This window comes from Erwinia sp. BNK-24-b (assembly GCF_047456155.1).
Taxonomy (GTDB): Bacteria; Pseudomonadota; Gammaproteobacteria; order Enterobacterales; family Enterobacteriaceae; genus Erwinia; species Erwinia phyllosphaerae.
The window spans coordinates 930,179-948,796 of the sequence record NZ_CP179901.1; the positions used below are offsets into that span (position 1 = coordinate 930,179).

14 protein-coding genes, 1 other RNA gene and 1 pseudogene are annotated in these 18,618 nt (G+C 48.5%); 6 read left to right on the forward strand and 10 right to left on the reverse strand.

Annotation, left to right across the window (positions count from 1 at the left end; translation table 11 throughout):
* The first annotated feature begins 19 nt into the window (after positions 1 to 19).
* Together ACMGGR_RS04315 and ACMGGR_RS04320 are read left to right on the forward strand one after the other, a co-directional pair.
* The gene (locus tag ACMGGR_RS04315; RefSeq protein ID WP_414148247.1) at positions 20 to 661 is read left to right on the forward strand and encodes a DUF3987 domain-containing protein; all 642 of its coding nucleotides are present in this window, start codon (positions 20 to 22) and stop codon (positions 659 to 661) included.
* 600 nt (positions 662 to 1,261) lie between these two features.
* A complete protein-coding gene (locus ACMGGR_RS04320; RefSeq protein WP_414148248.1) occupies positions 1,262 to 1,942 on the forward strand; it encodes an inovirus Gp2 family protein in 681 nt (226 codons plus the stop codon).
* Between the two features lie 505 nt (positions 1,943 to 2,447).
* On the opposite strand, the gene ACMGGR_RS04325 is transcribed toward ACMGGR_RS04320, so the two are convergent.
* The 5 genes and pseudogenes from ACMGGR_RS04325 to smpB form a co-directional block, all read right to left on the reverse strand.
* On the reverse strand, positions 2,448 to 4,847 hold the full coding sequence (locus ACMGGR_RS04325) for an adenosine deaminase (protein WP_414148249.1): 2,400 nt from the start codon (positions 4,845 to 4,847) through the stop codon (positions 2,448 to 2,450).
* Positions 4,848 to 4,873: 26 nt separating this feature from the next.
* Positions 4,874 to 7,717, reverse strand: a complete 2,844-nt coding sequence (locus ACMGGR_RS04330) for an archaeal ATPase (RefSeq protein WP_414148250.1) — start codon at positions 7,715 to 7,717, stop codon at positions 4,874 to 4,876.
* 667 nt (positions 7,718 to 8,384) lie between these two features.
* Positions 8,385 to 9,625 (reverse strand): annotated as a pseudogene (locus ACMGGR_RS04335) (integrase).
* A gap of 201 nt (positions 9,626 to 9,826) precedes the next feature.
* Positions 9,827 to 10,190, reverse strand: a transfer-messenger RNA (tmRNA) gene (ssrA, locus tag ACMGGR_RS04340).
* A gap of 49 nt (positions 10,191 to 10,239) precedes the next feature.
* On the reverse strand, positions 10,240 to 10,722 hold the full coding sequence (gene smpB / locus ACMGGR_RS04345) for an SsrA-binding protein SmpB (RefSeq protein ID WP_246760641.1): 483 nt from the start codon (positions 10,720 to 10,722) through the stop codon (positions 10,240 to 10,242).
* A gap of 158 nt (positions 10,723 to 10,880) precedes the next feature.
* Here smpB and ACMGGR_RS04350 point away from each other — a divergent pair, with 158 nt between their 5' ends.
* Together ACMGGR_RS04350 and ACMGGR_RS04355 are read left to right on the forward strand one after the other, a co-directional pair.
* Positions 10,881 to 11,315 carry a type II toxin-antitoxin system RatA family toxin gene (locus tag ACMGGR_RS04350; protein ID WP_246760642.1) on the forward strand — a complete coding sequence of 145 codons (435 nt, stop codon included), beginning with the start codon at positions 10,881 to 10,883 and terminating at the stop codon, positions 11,313 to 11,315.
* Positions 11,308 to 11,595, forward strand: coding sequence for an RnfH family protein (locus ACMGGR_RS04355; RefSeq protein WP_246760643.1), 288 nt, complete (start codon positions 11,308 to 11,310; stop codon positions 11,593 to 11,595). Before ACMGGR_RS04350 ends, ACMGGR_RS04355 begins: the two co-directional genes overlap by 8 nt.
* A 103-nt stretch (positions 11,596 to 11,698) precedes the next feature.
* On the opposite strand, the gene bamE is transcribed toward ACMGGR_RS04355, so the two are convergent.
* From bamE to nadK, 3 genes are all read right to left on the reverse strand, one after another.
* On the reverse strand, positions 11,699 to 12,043 hold the full coding sequence (gene bamE / locus ACMGGR_RS04360) for an outer membrane protein assembly factor BamE (RefSeq protein WP_246760644.1): 345 nt from the start codon (positions 12,041 to 12,043) through the stop codon (positions 11,699 to 11,701).
* Positions 12,044 to 12,214: 171 nt separating this feature from the next.
* Positions 12,215 to 13,876, reverse strand: coding sequence for a DNA repair protein RecN (gene recN, locus ACMGGR_RS04365; RefSeq protein ID WP_246760645.1), 1,662 nt, complete (start codon positions 13,874 to 13,876; stop codon positions 12,215 to 12,217).
* An 87-nt stretch (positions 13,877 to 13,963) separates the two neighbouring features.
* Entirely contained in the window at positions 13,964 to 14,842 is an 879-nt protein-coding gene (gene nadK, locus ACMGGR_RS04370) for an NAD(+) kinase (protein ID WP_246760646.1), read from the reverse strand.
* Positions 14,843 to 14,966: 124 nt separating this feature from the next.
* Here nadK and grpE point away from each other — a divergent pair, with 124 nt between their 5' ends.
* Complete coding sequence (gene grpE, locus ACMGGR_RS04375; protein WP_246760647.1) at positions 14,967 to 15,545, forward strand: nucleotide exchange factor GrpE; 579 nt, start codon at positions 14,967 to 14,969, stop codon at positions 15,543 to 15,545.
* A 114-nt stretch (positions 15,546 to 15,659) separates the two neighbouring features.
* On the opposite strand, the gene ung is transcribed toward grpE, so the two are convergent.
* On the reverse strand, positions 15,660 to 16,340 hold the full coding sequence (gene ung / locus ACMGGR_RS04380) for a uracil-DNA glycosylase (protein ID WP_246760648.1): 681 nt from the start codon (positions 16,338 to 16,340) through the stop codon (positions 15,660 to 15,662).
* 260 nt (positions 16,341 to 16,600) lie between these two features.
* Here ung and grcA point away from each other — a divergent pair, with 260 nt between their 5' ends.
* Positions 16,601 to 16,984, forward strand: a complete 384-nt coding sequence (gene grcA / locus ACMGGR_RS04385; RefSeq protein WP_246760649.1) for an autonomous glycyl radical cofactor GrcA — start codon at positions 16,601 to 16,603, stop codon at positions 16,982 to 16,984.
* Positions 16,985 to 17,217: 233 nt separating this feature from the next.
* Here the strand turns inward: grcA and srmB are convergent, their stop codons facing one another.
* Positions 17,218 to 18,549, reverse strand: coding sequence for an ATP-dependent RNA helicase SrmB (gene srmB / locus ACMGGR_RS04390; RefSeq protein WP_246760650.1), 1,332 nt, complete (start codon positions 18,547 to 18,549; stop codon positions 17,218 to 17,220).
* Positions 18,550 to 18,618: the final 69 nt, after the last annotated feature.

The window sequence follows — 18,618 nt, forward strand, 5'->3', positions numbered from 1 at the left end:
CTGATGAGGGAAGTGCTTTGTGTATGAAGGAATCATGCGCCGCAAAGCAGCAATTTCTAACACCCTGTGGTGTGGTGACAATTATCGAGTCAGTCGTGTGTCAACGGGTAGTTCCGACGTTGAGGATCCCCGGCTTGGTATGCTAGTAATGATGCAGCCGGAACCACATGACAACATTCTTAGATCACAGGGCAAAAAAATAAGAGCAACGGGAAGCGATGCCCGTATTTTAAGAATGGATCTTACCTTGGTCACAAGACCGATTGATATTAATTATTTTGTGTTTGGCAATGAGTCTGATCTAGATAATTTTTATTCTATTCAGAAAAAACATTTACTTTCTGGAATAAGGCGCAGGGAAAGCAATGCCTCTCGCACCTGTATGATATTTTCTCCGGATGCAAAGAAACGCCTATATGATATTGATAATGAGGTGAAGTATCTAATGGAGCCTGGAAAAAAACTGTACCATTATAACGATTGGGCAGCACGGTACATAGAACATACTGCGAGGATTGCTGCTGTTATGCAGGCTTATATTACTCCTGACTCATCTATAATTACGATTGAAACGCTGGAGTCTGCACTGTTAATAACGCAATGGTATCTTAATCATTTTATAGTGAAAATGGATATGATAATAGGGGCGTCTGATACATAAATATTACTTAATTGATTTGAAAGTCATCTTGTCAGAAATGGATTCTATGATTTTAGTCGACGTGGAATTATGCAGAATGGTCCCTGTTCTCTCAGAAAAGAAGTCCGTCTTATACCTGTGTTAGAACAGCTTTCTGACGAGGGGAAAATCCATTTGTGGGAGGATGAAAGAGGGACGCATTACGTCAAATACCTAGCTTTCGAAATGATACCATCAGAGCTGGATGCAAAACACAATATCATGTCAGGCAGGCCAGTATATCAGGGGGGGCTACAGTGTATTAAGTAGCATACCATTAAAATAATAACTTCAGAGTGGTTTTTATACTTTATCAATTCATTTTATTGGCATGAGCCCCTGACTGGTTGTGATTTGGATTGTTTCGAGTAAATCTACTCTCAATTTTGATTAACCGGTATATGTAATATATGTCGATTTGTTGCAGTGCATGTGCCGGTTATAAGTACATGTGCAAAATATCCCTATAAATAATAGCATCTAAGTTTAACCTGCCACAGTAGGAAACTATAACCACGATTAAATCATCCCCACAATAACCTGGGTAGCTGGCAGCTACCCATTACACCGTGAATACATATTATGAAGTCACTTTATGAATTAACTGAGCAGCAATTTGAGTCATTGGTACAGATAGCCCAAAAGAAATACAACTCTCATTTAGAACGTTATATATTGCGTAGATCGCTTGCCGTAATATCTAACTATCTGGAAAATTATAATCGGGTATTTGCATTACGCGTTGATCTGAGGTTTGCTCAGTCCCATGTGCCTGGAGAGCCAGACTTGCCAATATGTTTTCAGAAAGACGATGAGAAAGCTATTACTCGGGCTATAGAGTCTCTTAAAAGCCAGTTACGGGAAGAACACAGACGCTCAGGTCGGGCTGATGAGCCTGCGCCACTCGGCTATATATGGGCTAAAGAACGTGATACCAGTGAACATTATCACTACCACCTAGTTCTGCTGTTCAACAAAGACGTTTATGCTTATTTGGGTGATTATGCTAACCCTGACGCTGATAATATGGGAACTCGGATGCAAAAAGCCTGGTGTCGCGCGATTAAGCTTGATTATCCTCACTATGTTAATCGGGTTCAATTCCCGGAAAACCATAGCACCTGGTTCACCCGGCAGGATGTTTTAACACTAAGTCCTGATTATTATGATTTCCTGATACGGGTAGCTTACCTGGCAAAAGAGTACAGCAAAGACTTCCATAACGGTTATCGTAACTTTGGTACAAGCCAGCTCATAGCTTGATTATTTGAAAAAAATTAAGCGAGGGGCTTGAGGCCCCTCACTTTATCTGCCTAAGACAGATTTTATCCTGTGAAGCTATGGTAAAAAAATTAATCTGACTGGCTGTTCTGAGCGATTTGCGGACATTAACGTTAAAGCAGCGAGCAGCAAAGCATTCCAATTAACTTCTTTTGTTATGTGCTGAACTCATTGTGCGCTAACTATTGTAACCCATTAAGATATATAGAATTGATAAATAGCCTAATTTAGGGGCCTTGGCTGTAAAGCATTGTAGGCCCAAGGCCATTTGTGGGCGATATTAATAGTTTCTTGTATACAGATTACAATGAAAGGACATATGCACAGACGACAAGTCACTCTCCCAGACTAACAAGAAAAATGCTCATCAGGAGTTAAATGCCGACCGAGAAACGTATTTCTCCCAGCTCCGCGACAGTATCGTATCGAGAGATACCAATGAGCACAGCGGGTCTTGAACAACCACAGAATCCTCAATGTATACAGGCTAGCTGACATCATGAAAGCGATAAATCCGCCCATTCTCGTTCACCTCTGCCACCTTTCTCAAAGCCTCCGCTGGCGACAAGCCGAACTTTCGGGTTAACACAACGAACAGATGATAGAACTCGGATTTCAAATCCGCGGCGAAGATCCCCGGATCATCAGATCCAAGACAAATAGACATAGGAACATCACCTTCAATCGCCTCACCCGGCAAGCCCATCCAGCGAAAGATATGATGCTCGCTGACATCTCGATACTGACTAATACGGGTGTTGCTGGTCGGAGGGCATTCTATCGCAATGTTTCGGTCTGCCATTTTTGCCATTACGGCTTGTTGTAAAGCAACAACCGCTTCATCTGGCAAATATTCTAGGGTAACTTTAACATATTCAGCACGCTGCTTTCGTATATTGTCAGATGTAAGCCATAGCTTATACAACTTCAGCGGCCTTTTCATGCCCGCCGTTTTAGCCAACTCTCTGGCGCGCTCGTACTCTTCCAACCAGAGGGATTTGGGTTTTAATGGTCCATTTAGCTCACCCAGCAGGCCTTCCGATTCCGCCAACATCCCCCGCATTTCAAATACTTGATCAAGGATGGTAATCGAGACTTCTTCTTCCAGCGAAAACACCTTATGCGCCAAACGAACAGCTTCAATCGCTGCATCACTGGCGTAACGCAGCAGTTCCGGATGACTTCGAAGTTCCCGCCAGATAAATACCAAATCGAGCAATCGCGTCTCTTTGGTCATGGACAAAGACAATGGCAAAGAGCGTTTCCAGATGTCAGGTGTGATGCCAATCGCCGTACAGTGACCAAGACGGTCGCCATTACGCAATGGCAAAAACCTCAAGGCATCATCAATGGAGCGAATACCACTGATCAGATGTGGGAAGTCCTCGCCAACATGATAGGTAAAATGAGCAATACCTGATTTGGCTAGCACCCGGAACAAGGGGGCAAACAACTCCGGTGGCGCGTGCATCTCATTAGCTGCGGCATCCACTCCTCGAATCCATCCTGTCAGGCGCGGTTCATACTTCAGCATGTCCATTAGATTAGCTGCCTGATTCTTCAGGTCCTTGAATAGCAATGCGTAAGGATAGACCTCACCATTTTTTGGCTTTCTTTTGATAAAATGCGGGACTAGCGCCAGCTCTGCACACTTGCCATGAGGTTCAATTAGTTCGAGATTATCGAGCACTTGCGACATAGTCAGCGGCTTTTCATGCACCCATTCCAGAGACATATGAGCACTTAGGTATTCCCAATACCCTCTTAACACACTGAAGAGCAGATTTTGCATTTTGCTGGGGTCGCTCTTTGGGGCAAAACGTCCTTCCAGATAACGTACCTGAGAGTACACACCAGAACCATGGGCATGTTTAAAACGAGACAAATAAGATTTCTCGGTTTCCTCCCTCAGCTCTGTCATGGTGTAATTCTGGAACTGATCAAAACCGAAAAAATCGTCTCGCTGGACCAGTAAGGTCAGGTACTGATTCTGAATTAGAAGGTAAATCCAAAGCAGTCGTTCTAATCCTTCGGGCGCACCATACCGCCATTTTTCGAACAACCCGATTAGCCAGCGAAATTCAGACTCCTGACTGTATTTGTCGTCTGTTGGCCAAACTGTCGCAAACCCATACTCCTGGCCATGATGCAGAATCGTGCTATCCGCCAACTGCTGCGGGTTCTGCATTGATACAATCCACTCTGGCAACTCCGCACCCTGAGCGACCCGACAAAGAATTTCGCGAATATTGCTGGCGATCTGCAAACGATCCTTAAAGATTTTAGGTGTCAGAGAGGGGTCAATCTGGGCGCAAAGTTGTTTCATCTCTTGAGATACCCAGCCCTTCTCGAAATCTCTGACGCTCAATTCTGGGTGCTTGAGTGCATCCAGCCAACATTCTTCCGCACTGGTACTGCCATTCAGATGTTGGTGAGTTTCGTGTAGGTGTTCACGGGTAATATAGTCCTCAACCGTTGGATGATATGGATATAAAGGCCAGCGAAAGCTATATTCCTGACTGGCAGGCCCTGAGTTAAATACCTGATGACACGCCATAATTGGCAGGCATGAAACTCGGCTCATCAGCGTTTGCCATTCCGAGAACAAAGGTAGGTCGATTTTGGGGCCACCTTTTTCGTTTTTAATAAACTTTTCAGCTATCTGGCGTAAGGTTGCTACTGGGCCGAGATTCATACTCCGCTGTTTGATTTGCTGCACTAAAGATGACCAAGCCGATTTGCCGACATGATCAGGCAAGCTACGCACTCGTTCGTATTGAGCAAGGAACACCGATGACTCCACGCGCTCATCAAGTGATACCTCATCCAAAGAGATGGTGCTCAGCCTATGCAACAGCACTGTTGAGTTAAGAAGATACCTTTCCATACCCAATCCTTATACGAAGGCCATTATTATTTTTCTACGCCATCACTTAATGAAGGCAACTTGGATTTCCGGGCTGGCGTAGCCTTATCGTATAATGCTCCGACGATTGTGGAGGTATTAAGTGATGTTATAGTGTTTTGAGACGTCTGTTGTTTTATGTTTATTTTTCGATTATCATTTTCAGATAAATACTCCCATTCTCCTTCAGAAAGTAATTTGTCGCCAACAATTTCACCAATCAGTTCAAGGAAACTCGCTTCCTTGCTCAGTGCTTTGGTTGAACAATTAATCCCTCCTGCAGGAAAAATGAACGGATGCAGAATTGGACAGCTAATTAATAAGAAAAACAATGGGTGGGTATCTTTCCATGTTTTCTTATCCGCTTTCAATTCTTCATTCATTACATTTATCTTTTTCTCAAACTCATCAACCGAAGTAACTGGGTTTAGTCTTAATCCTTCACCGATATATTCCCTGTCACTAATCGAATGATATAAGCTCTCTTCAACCAATACCGCATGAAGAAAAGCCAAAACATTAAAACGCATAATTTTCGCAGCATTTGATTGACTGGCCATTTGTCCATGCTCTGCATCATTATAGAGCCTGGTTTTATGCTGATCAGCCACATTATTAAGGTTGAAATAGAACCGAGTCCATACTTTACCGATCAAAAGCGCCGATGGACGAATTTCAATCTCAATTTCGTTTACTTTTTTAAGCCATTGCTCAACTTTATTAATGGCACCAGAAAATTCCGTTGTGTCATCCTGCTGACTGTCATCAGTTACGCCATCATCCTTGGGATCAAGATCAACATCCAAAACAGCAGCATCGTTATCCGCACTTTTACTTGCGCCTTTCATTTCTGCACGAGCAACAGCCTCGCTCCATGGGGGAACAATACATGTTGTCTGAGCTATAACTTTATTAAAAGCATTAGTAATGGCAGGCTTTTCACGACGGCATGCAGAGATATCTGCAATAGCACCAATCAGATTAAAAACACTACTGAAATCCATAAGGTTATTTGAAGCTACCGTACTTAAGGAAGCCGCCATTGCGGCTTTTGCCAAGCCATTCTCAGTATCAATGTTAAATTTTTTGTAACCGTCAGGCATCTTTTGGCGTGATTTACGATTTAACTGCACCATGCCAAGAAAAACGCCAACCTTTTTATCATTAGGGTTGTTTGCAACCACAGCACAACATCGATTAGCCCAATGTGAGGCGCTTTCAATTCTGCCAACAGACATATAAGCTACATATTCACTAACAAGCTGTTCGAATTTTTCTCTATCATTTTCAGCCTGTGCTAACTCGGTTACAAATTGGTTGAATATGCTGACGGAACCACAACCAACCAAAAGCATCTGTAGGAACTTTGACAGACTGCCCTGACAGTTTTCACTTACCTGAGACGCCAAGTAAATAGAGCAGTTTCTTAATGCTTCACTTTCAGACTGAGGCCGCAAATAAAATCCGGTATTAAAATCACGATCCTGTTTTACATAGGTGAATATATCCTTACAGAGCGAATCCATACCGAACCGATGTTGTTCATAATTTAACCCTGCACGATAAATGCTGCTTAGCATCGAACCATATAAGGCATTTCTAAGTAAGTTCGGAACTGATAATTCATCAGGTCTTTCATTGCTGCCTTGTTTACCATCATGTTTTACCGATGTAGCATGATATTTTTTGGTATAGAAATCTTGAAGCACCTGCATCAACAACCGCACTGGCTGCTTCAGCAGTTCATTCACATACATTTCTGCATCAGAGCCCTCTCTCAAATTAAGGCCTTCCCTAACAGCATCGCCAATCGCTTGCCGGATATCTATGGCAGCAATATCCTGCATGCCAAGCTCGGTTTTAACCTTGATCTTCTCTTTACCGACTTTTCCCTTTTCGCCGACCAGTTGCAACATGGTTTTCAGTTGAATACGCTTTTGTACCGGGAACAGTTTTAATAAATATTGCTGTTCAAGGTGTTCAACCATATAGCCCCGCTCTGCTAAGCGGGCGCTCTCTTTTTCCTGATCGAGCAAAGTTTTGCTATAATTTTCGTATTGCTTACCGCGAATCAATTGGGAATATAGGCGCAAGTCACCTGTCGCCACCACCACCAATTTCTGGCTGTTAAAGAATTTACGAATAGATTCAAGTACATCCCAACCCGTTTCAAACTGAGTATCAATATCATCAAATGAGATCAAAATGGCCTTGCAGCCGAGAATTTCACACGCACGCTCAACTAGCTTCTCAAAGATTTCTGACAAATCCTGACCACCAATTGAGTAATCAAGCTGGGCATCCAGCTTCAAAGCATCACTGAAATATTCCGGCTTATATTCCTTGTCTGTGAGAAGATGTAAACCACGCTGGAGCTGCGCAAGGTAATTCTGCCATTGTTCCTTTTGTTTTGTATGGTCATTCGACGACCAGCATCCTTTTAACTTGTCGGACACCATTTTATTCAGACGGGCAGTCACGGTGACCAAAATGGGTTCATGACGTGGCAACTTGGTAGGGTCGATGGTCGGCAAACACTTGATGCTGACTTTGACATCACCTTTGTCACTGTTCAGAGATTTGACCACGCTATTGATAAAAGTGGTTTTACCCGCACCGCGAGTACCATCCACAAAAAATACATTACGACCGGACTCATCAATAAAGCGTGTTAGCTCAGCAGACTTATCGGCGTCAGAAGGGGTAACTGAGTTTCGGATACTCTCGACTAACTGATCACGCAGAGATTTTTGAATGAGATCATCTTCTTTGGTACTGCCCGGAAGATTGGGTGCAAACAAGTTGATGATGATATTTCCCTCGGTCTTTTCAGTCTGTAAGCTGTCTGTCATGTCCGTATCGATCCATTTATTTTGATTTTTTCCAGCCTGAGCATCAGAACTGGTACTTTAAATTTCCACTGCATTGATTTATGCAATACTCAATGCCTGTGCTTCAATCAGTTCATTGGGGGGGCGCTATGCTACAAAGCTGCTTGGAGCGCTGGTAAAACTGACCACCTCATTCACTAGCCACCATCCTCGGGGTGAGCCTTCGTTTTGCCGAACAGATATTGCTGCGAGGAGTGTGGGACCGAGGATAACGCATAACATGCTGTTATTGTGCCGGAACACCTTCAGTAGTTCTAACAGATAATATACTAGCGTTGAATTATTGATAAATATTAACCATAGTTAATTATTACTTCTGTGACTAAAAGCGTGTTGGTAGATTATTACTTTTCTAGCCATTTATTTTTAGGTTAGTCTACGTTAAGTGCGCTAAATCAGCGCGCTTAACCTTCTGCAGCAACAAATAAGTGTTGCCTGTTTATTTGCTCAAAGCTAGCCTGTGTTGTGGCAAAAATAAACCACCTTTAGTATTTATCCACATGAACAACCAATGTCCGCTCCTGGCACAAACCAGACTGTCAGATTCCATTGCGAGCTATCTACGATTCCTCAGGACAGGTCTGAGCCAATGCACCTTTGCTGGGAAAACACCAGTCCAGCTCAAAACTCAGCCCACAAGTTTTAACCCCGTTTTCCCAGTATCAACAATGCTCCCGCTGTCGGCCTTGCTAACAAAATTAGCCCACCATTGCATCATAGGACGACGTTGTTCAAGGTAATCACTGCGGTTGTAAGCGCGACGTACCTCATTTTTGTCCACATGAGCAAGTGCGGCTTCAATGACATCAGGCGGAAAGCCTTGCTCATTAAGGGCCGTGCTGGCAATAGAACGCAGCCGTGTTAAACGAGTACGCCACCTAAACCAGCACGCTTCAGTGCGGCATTAACTGTTTGGCTGTTCATTGGCTGGGTTGGTTTGATGCGACTGGGAAAGATAAACTCCCGGCCACCACTGAGGGACTTCATCATTTCCAGAATTGAGATTGCCTCATCCGATAGTGGAACCGTATGGTCCCGGTTCATCTTCATTCGAGCTGCAGGAATTTTCCATTCGCTAGCATTGAAATCGATCTCATCCCAGCGAGCCTCAGCCGCTTCAGCAGGGTGAGTAATAGTAAGAAGTTGCCACATGAACAGGCATCGCGTGGACACACTGATACTTGTCGTACGCATAGTTTGCATTAGCTGCGGAAGTTGATCGGAGCGGATGCTTGGCATGTTTTTCTTCTGAGGTTTCTCGAAAGCTTTTCCGATGTTTACACCGGGAACAGCATCAATCAGGCCTGTGTTCTGTGCATAAAACATGACTTCGTTAATACGCTGACAAAGGCGTCGGACAGTCTCTAATGCACCTCTGGCCTGAACCGGTTGCATTGCTTTAACCAGAGTATGAGCCTTAATCCCAGTGACACTGATATCACCGATTACGGGGAAAACATCTTTTTCAAGAGAGCGCCAGATATCGTCGGCGTAGTCCTCTGTTACGCTGGCTTTCTTCACATTCCACCAACGCTCCGCAACTAACATGAATGTGTTGGTTTTGGCCTTTTGAGAATTTCTCACCTGTTCTTTCTGATGTTCCTGAGGATCAATGTCTTTCGCCAACAAAACTCGAGACTCAGCTCTGAGTTTACGCGCATCAGAAAGGGAGACAGCAGGGTATGCTCCGAAGCTCTGCTTGGTTCGCTGCTTGGTCAGAGGTCGATAGTAACGGAATTGCCAGAGCTTACTACCGCTAGACTTGATTAACAGAGTAAGCCCGTCACCATCATAAAGCTGGTAATCGGCATCCTTAGGTTTGGCGGCTTTGATTTCCGTATCGGTTAACGGCTGGGTTTTTCTCGCCATGGGGAGTCTCCCTGCGTTTAGGCCCAACGAAAACAATAGAGCTTTTCGTTGGGCCTATCAATGGGCCTATAAGATTCGAATTTAATTATTTGGCATCAGACTTCGCGGGACATCTTGAAGGCACAAAAAAGCCCGCAAGGCTTTCACCTTGCGGGCTTTCAGGACTTTAGCAGACGATTCTGGTATCGCTGCTGAAGAATTTGGTGGAGCTGGCGGGAGTTGAACCCGCGTCCGAAATTACTACACCGTCGGCACTACATGCTTAGTCCAGTCTTTACATTCGCCTGTTAGCTGCGAACGGACACGCCACTAACAAACTAGCCTGATTGGATTTAATGCTTCAGCCCCAGGCAGGACATCCACACGATCTCTTTTGGGTTTGACCTCTCTTGATCCCCGTCCTAAGAGCGGAGGCTAGGGAGAGAGGGCTCTTAGCAGGTTATTAAGCTGCTAGGGCGTAGTTTTCGTCGTTTGCGACTATTTTTTTGCGGCTTTTAACGAGGCCAACCGCCCCTCGGCATGCTCCTTGGGCTTCGCAAATCCCGTCGAATCCAGAATCAGCCCCAAGTACTGTTAAGCAGTATAGCAGAAAAACTTATCGCTTTGCCAGTAGCTTAGCGATTTGCGTGCTTCATAATACGTGCTTTGTCTAATTTCCACTCACGATCTTTAATATCATCGCGCTTATCGTGCTCTCTTTTACCTTTCGCCACGCCGATTTTTAGCTTGGCCCAGGCATTTTTCCAGTACAGCGACAGCGCAACAACGGTATAACCTTCGCGGTTAACGCGTCCGTACAGTGAATCAAGTTCACGCTGTTTCAGCAGCAGCTTACGGTTGCGTGTTGGATCGCAAACAACATGCGACGAGGCAACCGTCAGCGCCTGGAAAGTTGAACCGAACAGGTAAGCTTCGCCATCGCGCAGCAGGATGTAGCTGTCGCTGATGTTGGCCTTACCGGCGCGAAGAGATTTGACTTCCCATCCCTGGAGCGACAGACCCGCTTCGAACTCTTCTTCAATGAAGTATTCGTGGCGCGCCCGCTTGTTCATGGCGATGGTGGCAGAACCGGGTTTATGTGCTTTTTTCTTTGTCATAGTGCAACTTAGTGTACATGAAGCGGTGAATGATGGCATCCCCTGTAACAAAAAGCGCGGGGAAAAGCGCTATTTTAGCAGAACGCTGGCGGCTGAGAATTTTTGTTTGCAAGCCGTCGATGGTATTATTGTAAAGTTTAAGATTAACAGGAAACGTTATGTCCCAGATTAGTCGTTCTGCGCTGGTGCCCTACAGTGCTGAGCAAATGTTCCGATTGGTAAACGATGTGGATGCCTATCCGGAGTTTCTTCCAGGGTGCACCGGCAGTCGCGTGCTGGATTCCAGTGAACAGCAGATGACGGCATCGGTGGATGTTTCCAAAGCCGGCATCAGCAAAACGTTCGTCACGCGCAATACGCTAACCAACAATAAAAGCATTCACATGCAGCTGGTTGACGGGCCTTTCCGCAAGCTTACCGGTGGCTGGTTGTTTACCGCACTGAGCGAAGACGCCTGTAAGGTCGAACTCAACCTGGAGTTCGAATTTACCAACATGCTGGTAGAAATGGCGTTCGGACGGATCTTTAAAGAGCTGGCCAGCAGCATGGTACAAGCTTTCACCAAACGCGCGAAAGAGGTCTACAGTGCCTGATATCGCGGTAGAAGTGGTCTATGCGCTTCCGGAAAAACAGTATCTCTATACGGTTACTGTGGAGGAGGGGGCCACTGTCGAGCAGGCGATCAAAGCTTCCGGGCTGCTGGAGCTGCGTAGTGATATCGATCTTGCCAGTAATAAAGTGGGCGTGTTTAGCCGTCCGGTTAAGCTGAGCGATGAGGTGCACAGCGGCGACCGGGTGGAGATTTATCGTCCGCTACTGGCCGATCCTAAAGAACTGCGCCGTCAGCGTGCAGAAAAAGCAGCAAAAAAATAAGGCGCCGTCAGCGCCTTATCTCTTCTTATGATGTTTTAAACCACCAGGTCTGGCTTTACCGCCAGCCATCCTGATTTGCTTTACATCACAGCCTTCTGAATGCTTAGCCTTTAGAGCTAAGCTGAGGCTTGTTGTCGATGTTGGTCAGCACGCCATTGCTGTCAAAGGTCAACGTCAGCGTCTGCTGCGTTACCGGCTCGTGGCCCGGCTCCTGACGGAAGACGTAATACCAGACGTTGCTGCCAAAAGGATCGCGCATCATCGGCGTACCCAGGGTGTATGCCACCTGCTGTTGGGTCATGCCGGTATGGATTTTAGAGACGTCATTTGCAACCAGGTAATTGCCCTGGTTGATGTCTGGCCGGTAAACCACTCGCTCCAGAGTGGAACATCCAGCGGTCGTCATCAGCAGAACCACCGCCGCAGCAGTCAGCGTTTTACAGCGCATAAGTATCTTTATTCCTTTTCGGGCCAACACCTTGGGCATCAGGCTATTTATTTTCAGTATCGGTTTATCGCTTCGATAACAGCGTCAGACGTCGATGATAATAAACCTTTCCGCAGTTGGAAACCTCTACGGAGCATGGTTATGACCTCGGGATGCCAAAAAAGTGCGGTTTCAGGCCGCTAAAAGCTCTTTTGCGTTAGCCAGCGTGTTGCGGGTGACCTCGCTGCCGCCCAGCAGGCGTGCCAGTTCCTGCAGGCGGGCGCGCTTGTCCAGCGGCTGCATATGCGTTTCGGTCATGGCACCATCCGTTTCTTTGCTGACGAAAAAATGCTGATGGCCGCAGCCAGCAACCTGCGGAAGGTGGGTGACGCACATAACCTGGGTAGATTCGCCAAGCTGACGCAGCATTTTGCCCACAACCGCTGCGGTTGGGCCGCTGATACCGACGTCGACTTCATCGAAAATCAGCGCTGGCGTATCCATTTTACGTGCGGTGATAACCTGAATTGCCAGCGCGATACGCGACAGCTCGCCGCCGGAAGCAACTTTAGACAGCGGCTGAAGTGGCTGACCCGGGTTGGTGGTTACGCGAAATTCGATGCGGTCGGCACCCTCTAAGGTCAGATGGTCAGGATTAAACTGTACCTCGATAGCCAGCTGGCCGTGCGGCATCGAGAGCGCGTGCATGCTTTCGCCAATCAGCTGGCTCAGCTCCTGTGCGTAGTGCATACGGCGCTGATGCAGCCTTTCCGCGCAGCCCATAGCGGTTTGATGGTGCTTCGCCACGGCCAGCGCCAGCTCTTCCTGATTGCTTTCCTGCTGGTCAAGCTGTGCCTGTTCATCCAGCAGCTGCTGATGAAAGCCTGCCAGCTCTTCCGCAGAGATCCGGTGCTTGCGTGCCAGCGAGATATAGCGCGACAGGCGCTGCTCCAGCTCGTAAAGACGGTTAGGATCCAGATCCAGACGCTCGCAGTAGTGGCGCAGCTCGTCGCTGGCTTCGCTAACCTGAATGGCGGCTTCATCCAGCATCACGCAAACGCCGTTCAGCTTTTCATCAAGCGCGACCAGCTCGCCCAGCAGCTGCTGCACGGTATAAAGCTGGTTCTGTAAGGTGGCATGCTCGCCGTCGGCCAGCATCATCAGCGCCTGCTGGCTGGTTGACAGGAGCTGGCCGCTGTTGGCCAGGCGCTTATATTCTTCATCGATAGCTTCATACTCGCCGGCCACCGGAGCAAACTCGTTCAGCTCTTTCAGCTGATACTGCAACAGCTCGCGGCGCGCTTCACGCTCCTGCGACAGCTGCTGATGCTGCGCCAGAATGCGACAGCTCTGGTTCCACAGGCGGTAGCTCTGCGCCATCTCCTGCATCAGGCCGTTTTCGCCCGCATAGCCGTCAAGCAGAGTTTTCTGATGCTCCGGCTTCAGCAGCAGCTGATGCGCGTGCTGACCGTGAATCTGAATCAGTAGCTGACCGAGATCGCGCAGTTGGGAAAGCGGGACAGAGGTGCCGTTAATAAAGCCGCGAGAACGACCGTCGCTGCTGATCACGCGGCGCAGCAAACACTCATTGCCCTCATCCAGCTGGTTTTCCACCAGCCAGGCAAGCGCAGAAGGGGTATCTTTTAGCGAAAAGCGGGCACAGAGGTCGGCGCGGGTTGCGCCCTGACGCACCATATCGGCTTCAGCGCGACCGCCCAGGCAGAGGCCGAGCGCGTCGATGGCAATAGATTTACCCGCGCCCGTTTCGCCGGTAATCGCGGTCATGCCACGCTGAAAATCGATCTCAAGTTCACGAACAATCGCAAAATTACTGATGGTCAGTTGTGCCAGCATAGAAGCGTTCCTGTATGAAAACACAGATATGGTTTTTCATACAGTATATACTGGTTCTATAACCAGTAAAGTAGCTGGCAGCGGATTTTAAAACAATTTTTTCGACCAGCCAAGCTTCGAGCTTAACGTGTTGAAGTAATTGTAATTTTGCGGATGTATCAAATTCAGATGATCCTCATTACGGCGGATCAGCACGTCTTCCCCTTCCTGAATAGGCAAGGCTATCTGGCTGTCGCAGCTCACTTCTAAATCGCCACGCATGTGCGAAAACTTCAGGCGAATAGTGCTGTTGCTGTTAATGACCAGCGGCCTTGCAGACAGCGTATGTGGGAACATCGGCACAATGGCGATAGCGTCCAGTGAAGGCGTCAGGATCGGGCCGCCTGCCGAAAGCGAATAGGCGGTAGAGCCGGTTGGCGTAGAGATAATCAGGCCGTCAGAACGCTGGGAAAAGGCGAACGTCTCGTCAATATACACTTCGAATTCGATCATGTGGGCGACTTTGCCAGGGTGCAAAACAACCTCATTGATAGCCGTACCGATACGTGGCTCGCGCCCCTGGCGGCACACCTGCGCCTCCAGCAGAAAGCGGCTCTCCGTAATGTATTTCCCTTCCAGCACGTCGGCCAGCTGCTGTTGCGCATTATCGGGATCGAGATCGGTTAAGAAACCCAGATTGCCGCGGTTAATGCCGATCACCTTAATGTCGTAGCGCGCCAGCACCCGCGCCGCGCCTAACATATTGCCGTCGCCGCCCACTACCACGGCCAGATCGGCCTTTTGTCCAATGTCCGACAGCGAGCCGGTTTCCACATCGGCAAGCTTCAGCTCACGGGCAATCTGCTGCTCGATGATCACCTGATAGCCCTTTGCCGTCAGCCAGCGATAAAGCATTTCGTGTGTGGTCAGCGCGGTAGGATGGCGCGGATGGCCCACGATACCGATGCAGTTAAAATGGTTGTTCATGATGCTGGCATTCCTCATGAGGTAAACTACCTCAGACAATGTGACGGGTTCCCTTGAAACCGCAATTCTGATCCCCATAATAAGCGAACCAGCGAGATGAATGTGCACAAACGCGGAGAAATTCATGAGTAGTAAAGAACAGAACACACCAAACGAGCAAGTCTCAGACGATATTGAGATGGAACAGGCCACCCAGGACGCAGAGACGGCAGAAGTGGTGGATCCGCGCGACGAACGCATTGCCGAACTGGAAGCCCAGCTGGCGCAGGCGCAGGGTGGCGTGCGTGAAGCGCAGCTGCGTGCTCAGGCGGAAATCGAAAATATTCGTCGCCGTACCGAACTGGACGTAGAAAAAGCGCATAAATTTGCGCTGGAAAAGTTCGCCAACGAGCTGCTGCCGGTGATCGATAGCCTGGAGCGCGCGCTGGAAGTTGCCGACAAAGAAAAGCCGGAACTGGCTGCGATGATCGAAGGTATCGATCTGACGCTGAAATCACTGCTTGGTGCGGTGCGTAAGTTTGGCGTAGAAGTTATCGGCGACGTTAACGTGCCGTTTAACCCGGAACTTCATCAGGCGATGTCGATGATGGAATCCGAAGACGTGGCGCCAAATCACGTGCTGATGGTTATGCAGCGTGGCTATACGCTGAACGGTCGCCTGCTGCGTCCGGCGATGGTCGCCGTTTCTAAAGCCAAAGGCTAAAACCGGTCATCACTGACGACGGTTAACGTCTCAAAGCCTGAATAATAAACTGCACCCCAAAAGTTGGCTGGCCAACTGAGTAAGGTGCAGTTTTTTAATGCCGAAAGCCGGGTCTTACTCAGGTAAAACTGGCGTCCAGTCGATCGGCTTTTCGCCGTGCTGCTCCAGCCATTCGTTGGTCTGAGAGAAATGCGCGCAGCCAAAGAAGCCACGGTGGGCAGAAAGGGGAGAAGGGTGGGGCGCCTGCAATACGTGATGGCGCTCGCGATCGATAATGCTGCCTTTTTTCTGCGCGTGCGAACCCCACAGCAAAAACACCACGTTCTCGCGATTTTCATTAATAGCGGCAATAACGCGATCGGTAAAAGTTTCCCAGCCAAAGCGAGCGTGCGAATGCGCCTGTCCCGCCTCTACCGTTAACACGGTATTCAACAGCAGCACGCCCTGGCGCGCCCAGCTTTCCAGAAAGCCGTGGTTCGGGCGCTGGAATCCCGGAATATCGGTCACCAGTTCTTTATACATATTAACCAGCGAAGGCGGTACGGCCACGCCAGGCAAAACGGAAAACGCCAGCCCGTGAGCCTGATTCGGCCCGTGATAAGGATCCTGACCCAGAATCACCACTTTGACATCGCCCAGCTCCGTCAGGCGAAAAGCATTAAACACGTCTTTTTGTGGGGGATAGACGGTTTTGCCCGCCGCGCGTTCGTTCGCCACCATCGACAGCGTTTCAATGAAGTAAGGTTTTTCTTTTTCCTCGGCCAGCACGTCGTGCCAGGTCAATGCGTTGCCCATCTCCGCCTCCTTTAGAGTAATCAGCGGGTAGCTTAACGCGGATCGCCACCGTGACAAACTTAAAATAAATTTTAAATTTACAAAATATTTTTGTAATCAATGCGTGATAAATCATCGGGTTGATGACCCAGGACAAATAAGAAGAGGGTCATTTTTGATTTTGGTCAAAATGGTTGCGGTGAGGGACTGTTATATAAGTGACCGTAGATCAATTTCTATTTGCTGACGCTTCGTCAGTAAAAATAGCCTGGGAGGCAATAATGATTTCCGGAATTCAGATTACCAAAGCGAATAATCCTGCTCTGCTGAACTCTTTCTGGCTGCTTGATGATGAGCGTGCAGAAGCCCGTTGCGTCTGCGCTAAAGCTGATTATCAGGAAGACCAGATTGTTGCGGTCAGCGACCTTGGCCAGATCGAATACCGCGATGTTCCGCTGGACGTGCAGCCTCAGGTACGGGTAGAAGGCGGTCAGCATCTGAATGTAAACGTGCTGCGTCGTGAAACGCTGGAAGAGGCCGTTAAGCATCCGGAAAAGTATCCGCAGCTGACCATTCGCGTTTCTGGCTACGCGGTGCGCTTTAATTCTTTGACGCCAGAGCAGCAGCGCGACGTTATTGCCCGCACCTTTACCGAAAGTTTGTAATAAACGCGAAGGATTGTGCCAGCAGCGCCGGGATAACTTGCCTGGCGGTGTAAATAACATCAGGGAAGAAAAAGCGTTATTTATTGAAAAATAACGGTTGTTTATAAAACAAGAAAGGCTGTTGACGTTTAAACAGGTGTTTGAAGGAAAAGCTGAACTTAATGCACAAAAAGTTTCAGTTATGTAATAAAAAAACCGCCTGATAAAGGCGGTTTTTTTGTGGTGCGGTTTACTTATTCAGCGCTGTCGGTTTTTGGTGCGGCGCTTGGCTTACGACGCTTGCCGATATTTTTGGCATCGCGATGGCGTTTCTTCACGCGCGGCTTGTCGTCGCTCTGTTTCTTTTCTTTCTCTTCTTTACGCTTCGCCAGCACTTTCTTGGACGGCTTGCCGTTCAGCTTCTCGCTTGGTGTACGCGTGGTCGGACGCAGTTCGTCAATGGTGCGCGCTTTCAGCGGCTCATTGATATAGCGGCTGATTTTGCCCAGCAGCAGGTGGTCATGCGCCTCAACCAAAGAGATAGCCACGCCTTTTTTACCTGCACGACCGGTACGGCCGATTCGGTGCAGATAAGTGTCGGCGGTGCGCGGCAGGTCAAAGTTGAAAACGTGGCTGACGTCATCAATATCAATACCGCGCGCGGCCACGTCGGTTGCCACCAGCACGTTTACACGGCCGTCAACAACGCGCTTGATCGCTTCGTTACGCTTGAACTGCTCCAGCTCGCCTTCCAGATAGCTGGTGTTGATACCGGCCTCGCGCAGCCAGCCGCACAGCTCATGCACGCGCTCGCGCTTACGAACAAAGATCACGGAACGGGTAACTTCCGGCTGCTGTAACAGGTGCAGCAGCAGCGCGGTTTTGTGCTTCACATCGTCAGCACGGTAATACCACTGCTGGATTTTTTTACGCTCGCGCCGCGCCGGATCCGCTTCGATTTCTACCGGATCGTTCAGCAGACGCTCGGAGAAGTCTTTAATCGCATCACCTTCCAGCGTGGCGGAAAACAGCAGCGTCTGCTTGCGCCAGCGGGTTTCTGCAGCAATGGTTTCGATATCCTGGGCAAAGCCCATATCGAGCATGCGGTCGGCTTCATCCAGAATCAGCGTTTCCACCGCGCGGCAGTCAAAGTTTTCTTCTTTGATGTACTGCAGCAGGCGGCCGGTGGTCGCTACCACCACGTCCTGGTTTTCGCTGAACACTTCTGCATGGTTCATATAGGCCACGCCGCCAGTGATCGTTGCGATATCCAGATGGGTATTTTTTGCCAGCTCGCGTGCCTGATCGGCAACCTGCATTGCCAGTTCACGCGTTGGCGTCAGGATCAGGATACGCGGCGGGCCAGATTTTTTGCGCGGGAAGTCCAGCAGATGCTGGAGCACGGGCAGTAGATAAGCCGCGGTTTTGCCTGTACCTGTTGGTGCCGAACCCAGAACGTCGCGACCCTCCAGTGCAGGCGGGATCGCAGCGGCCTGGATTGCCGTGGGGCGCGTGAAGCCCTTTTCCTGCAGGGCACCCAGCAGGCTTTCATCAAGTTCGAGTTCGGAAAAAGTGGTTACAGTCATGGTCTACCTCAGTTTGGGGCGCTGATTATAGACAGATTGCGCACGATCTTCATCTGTTTGTGTAGAATG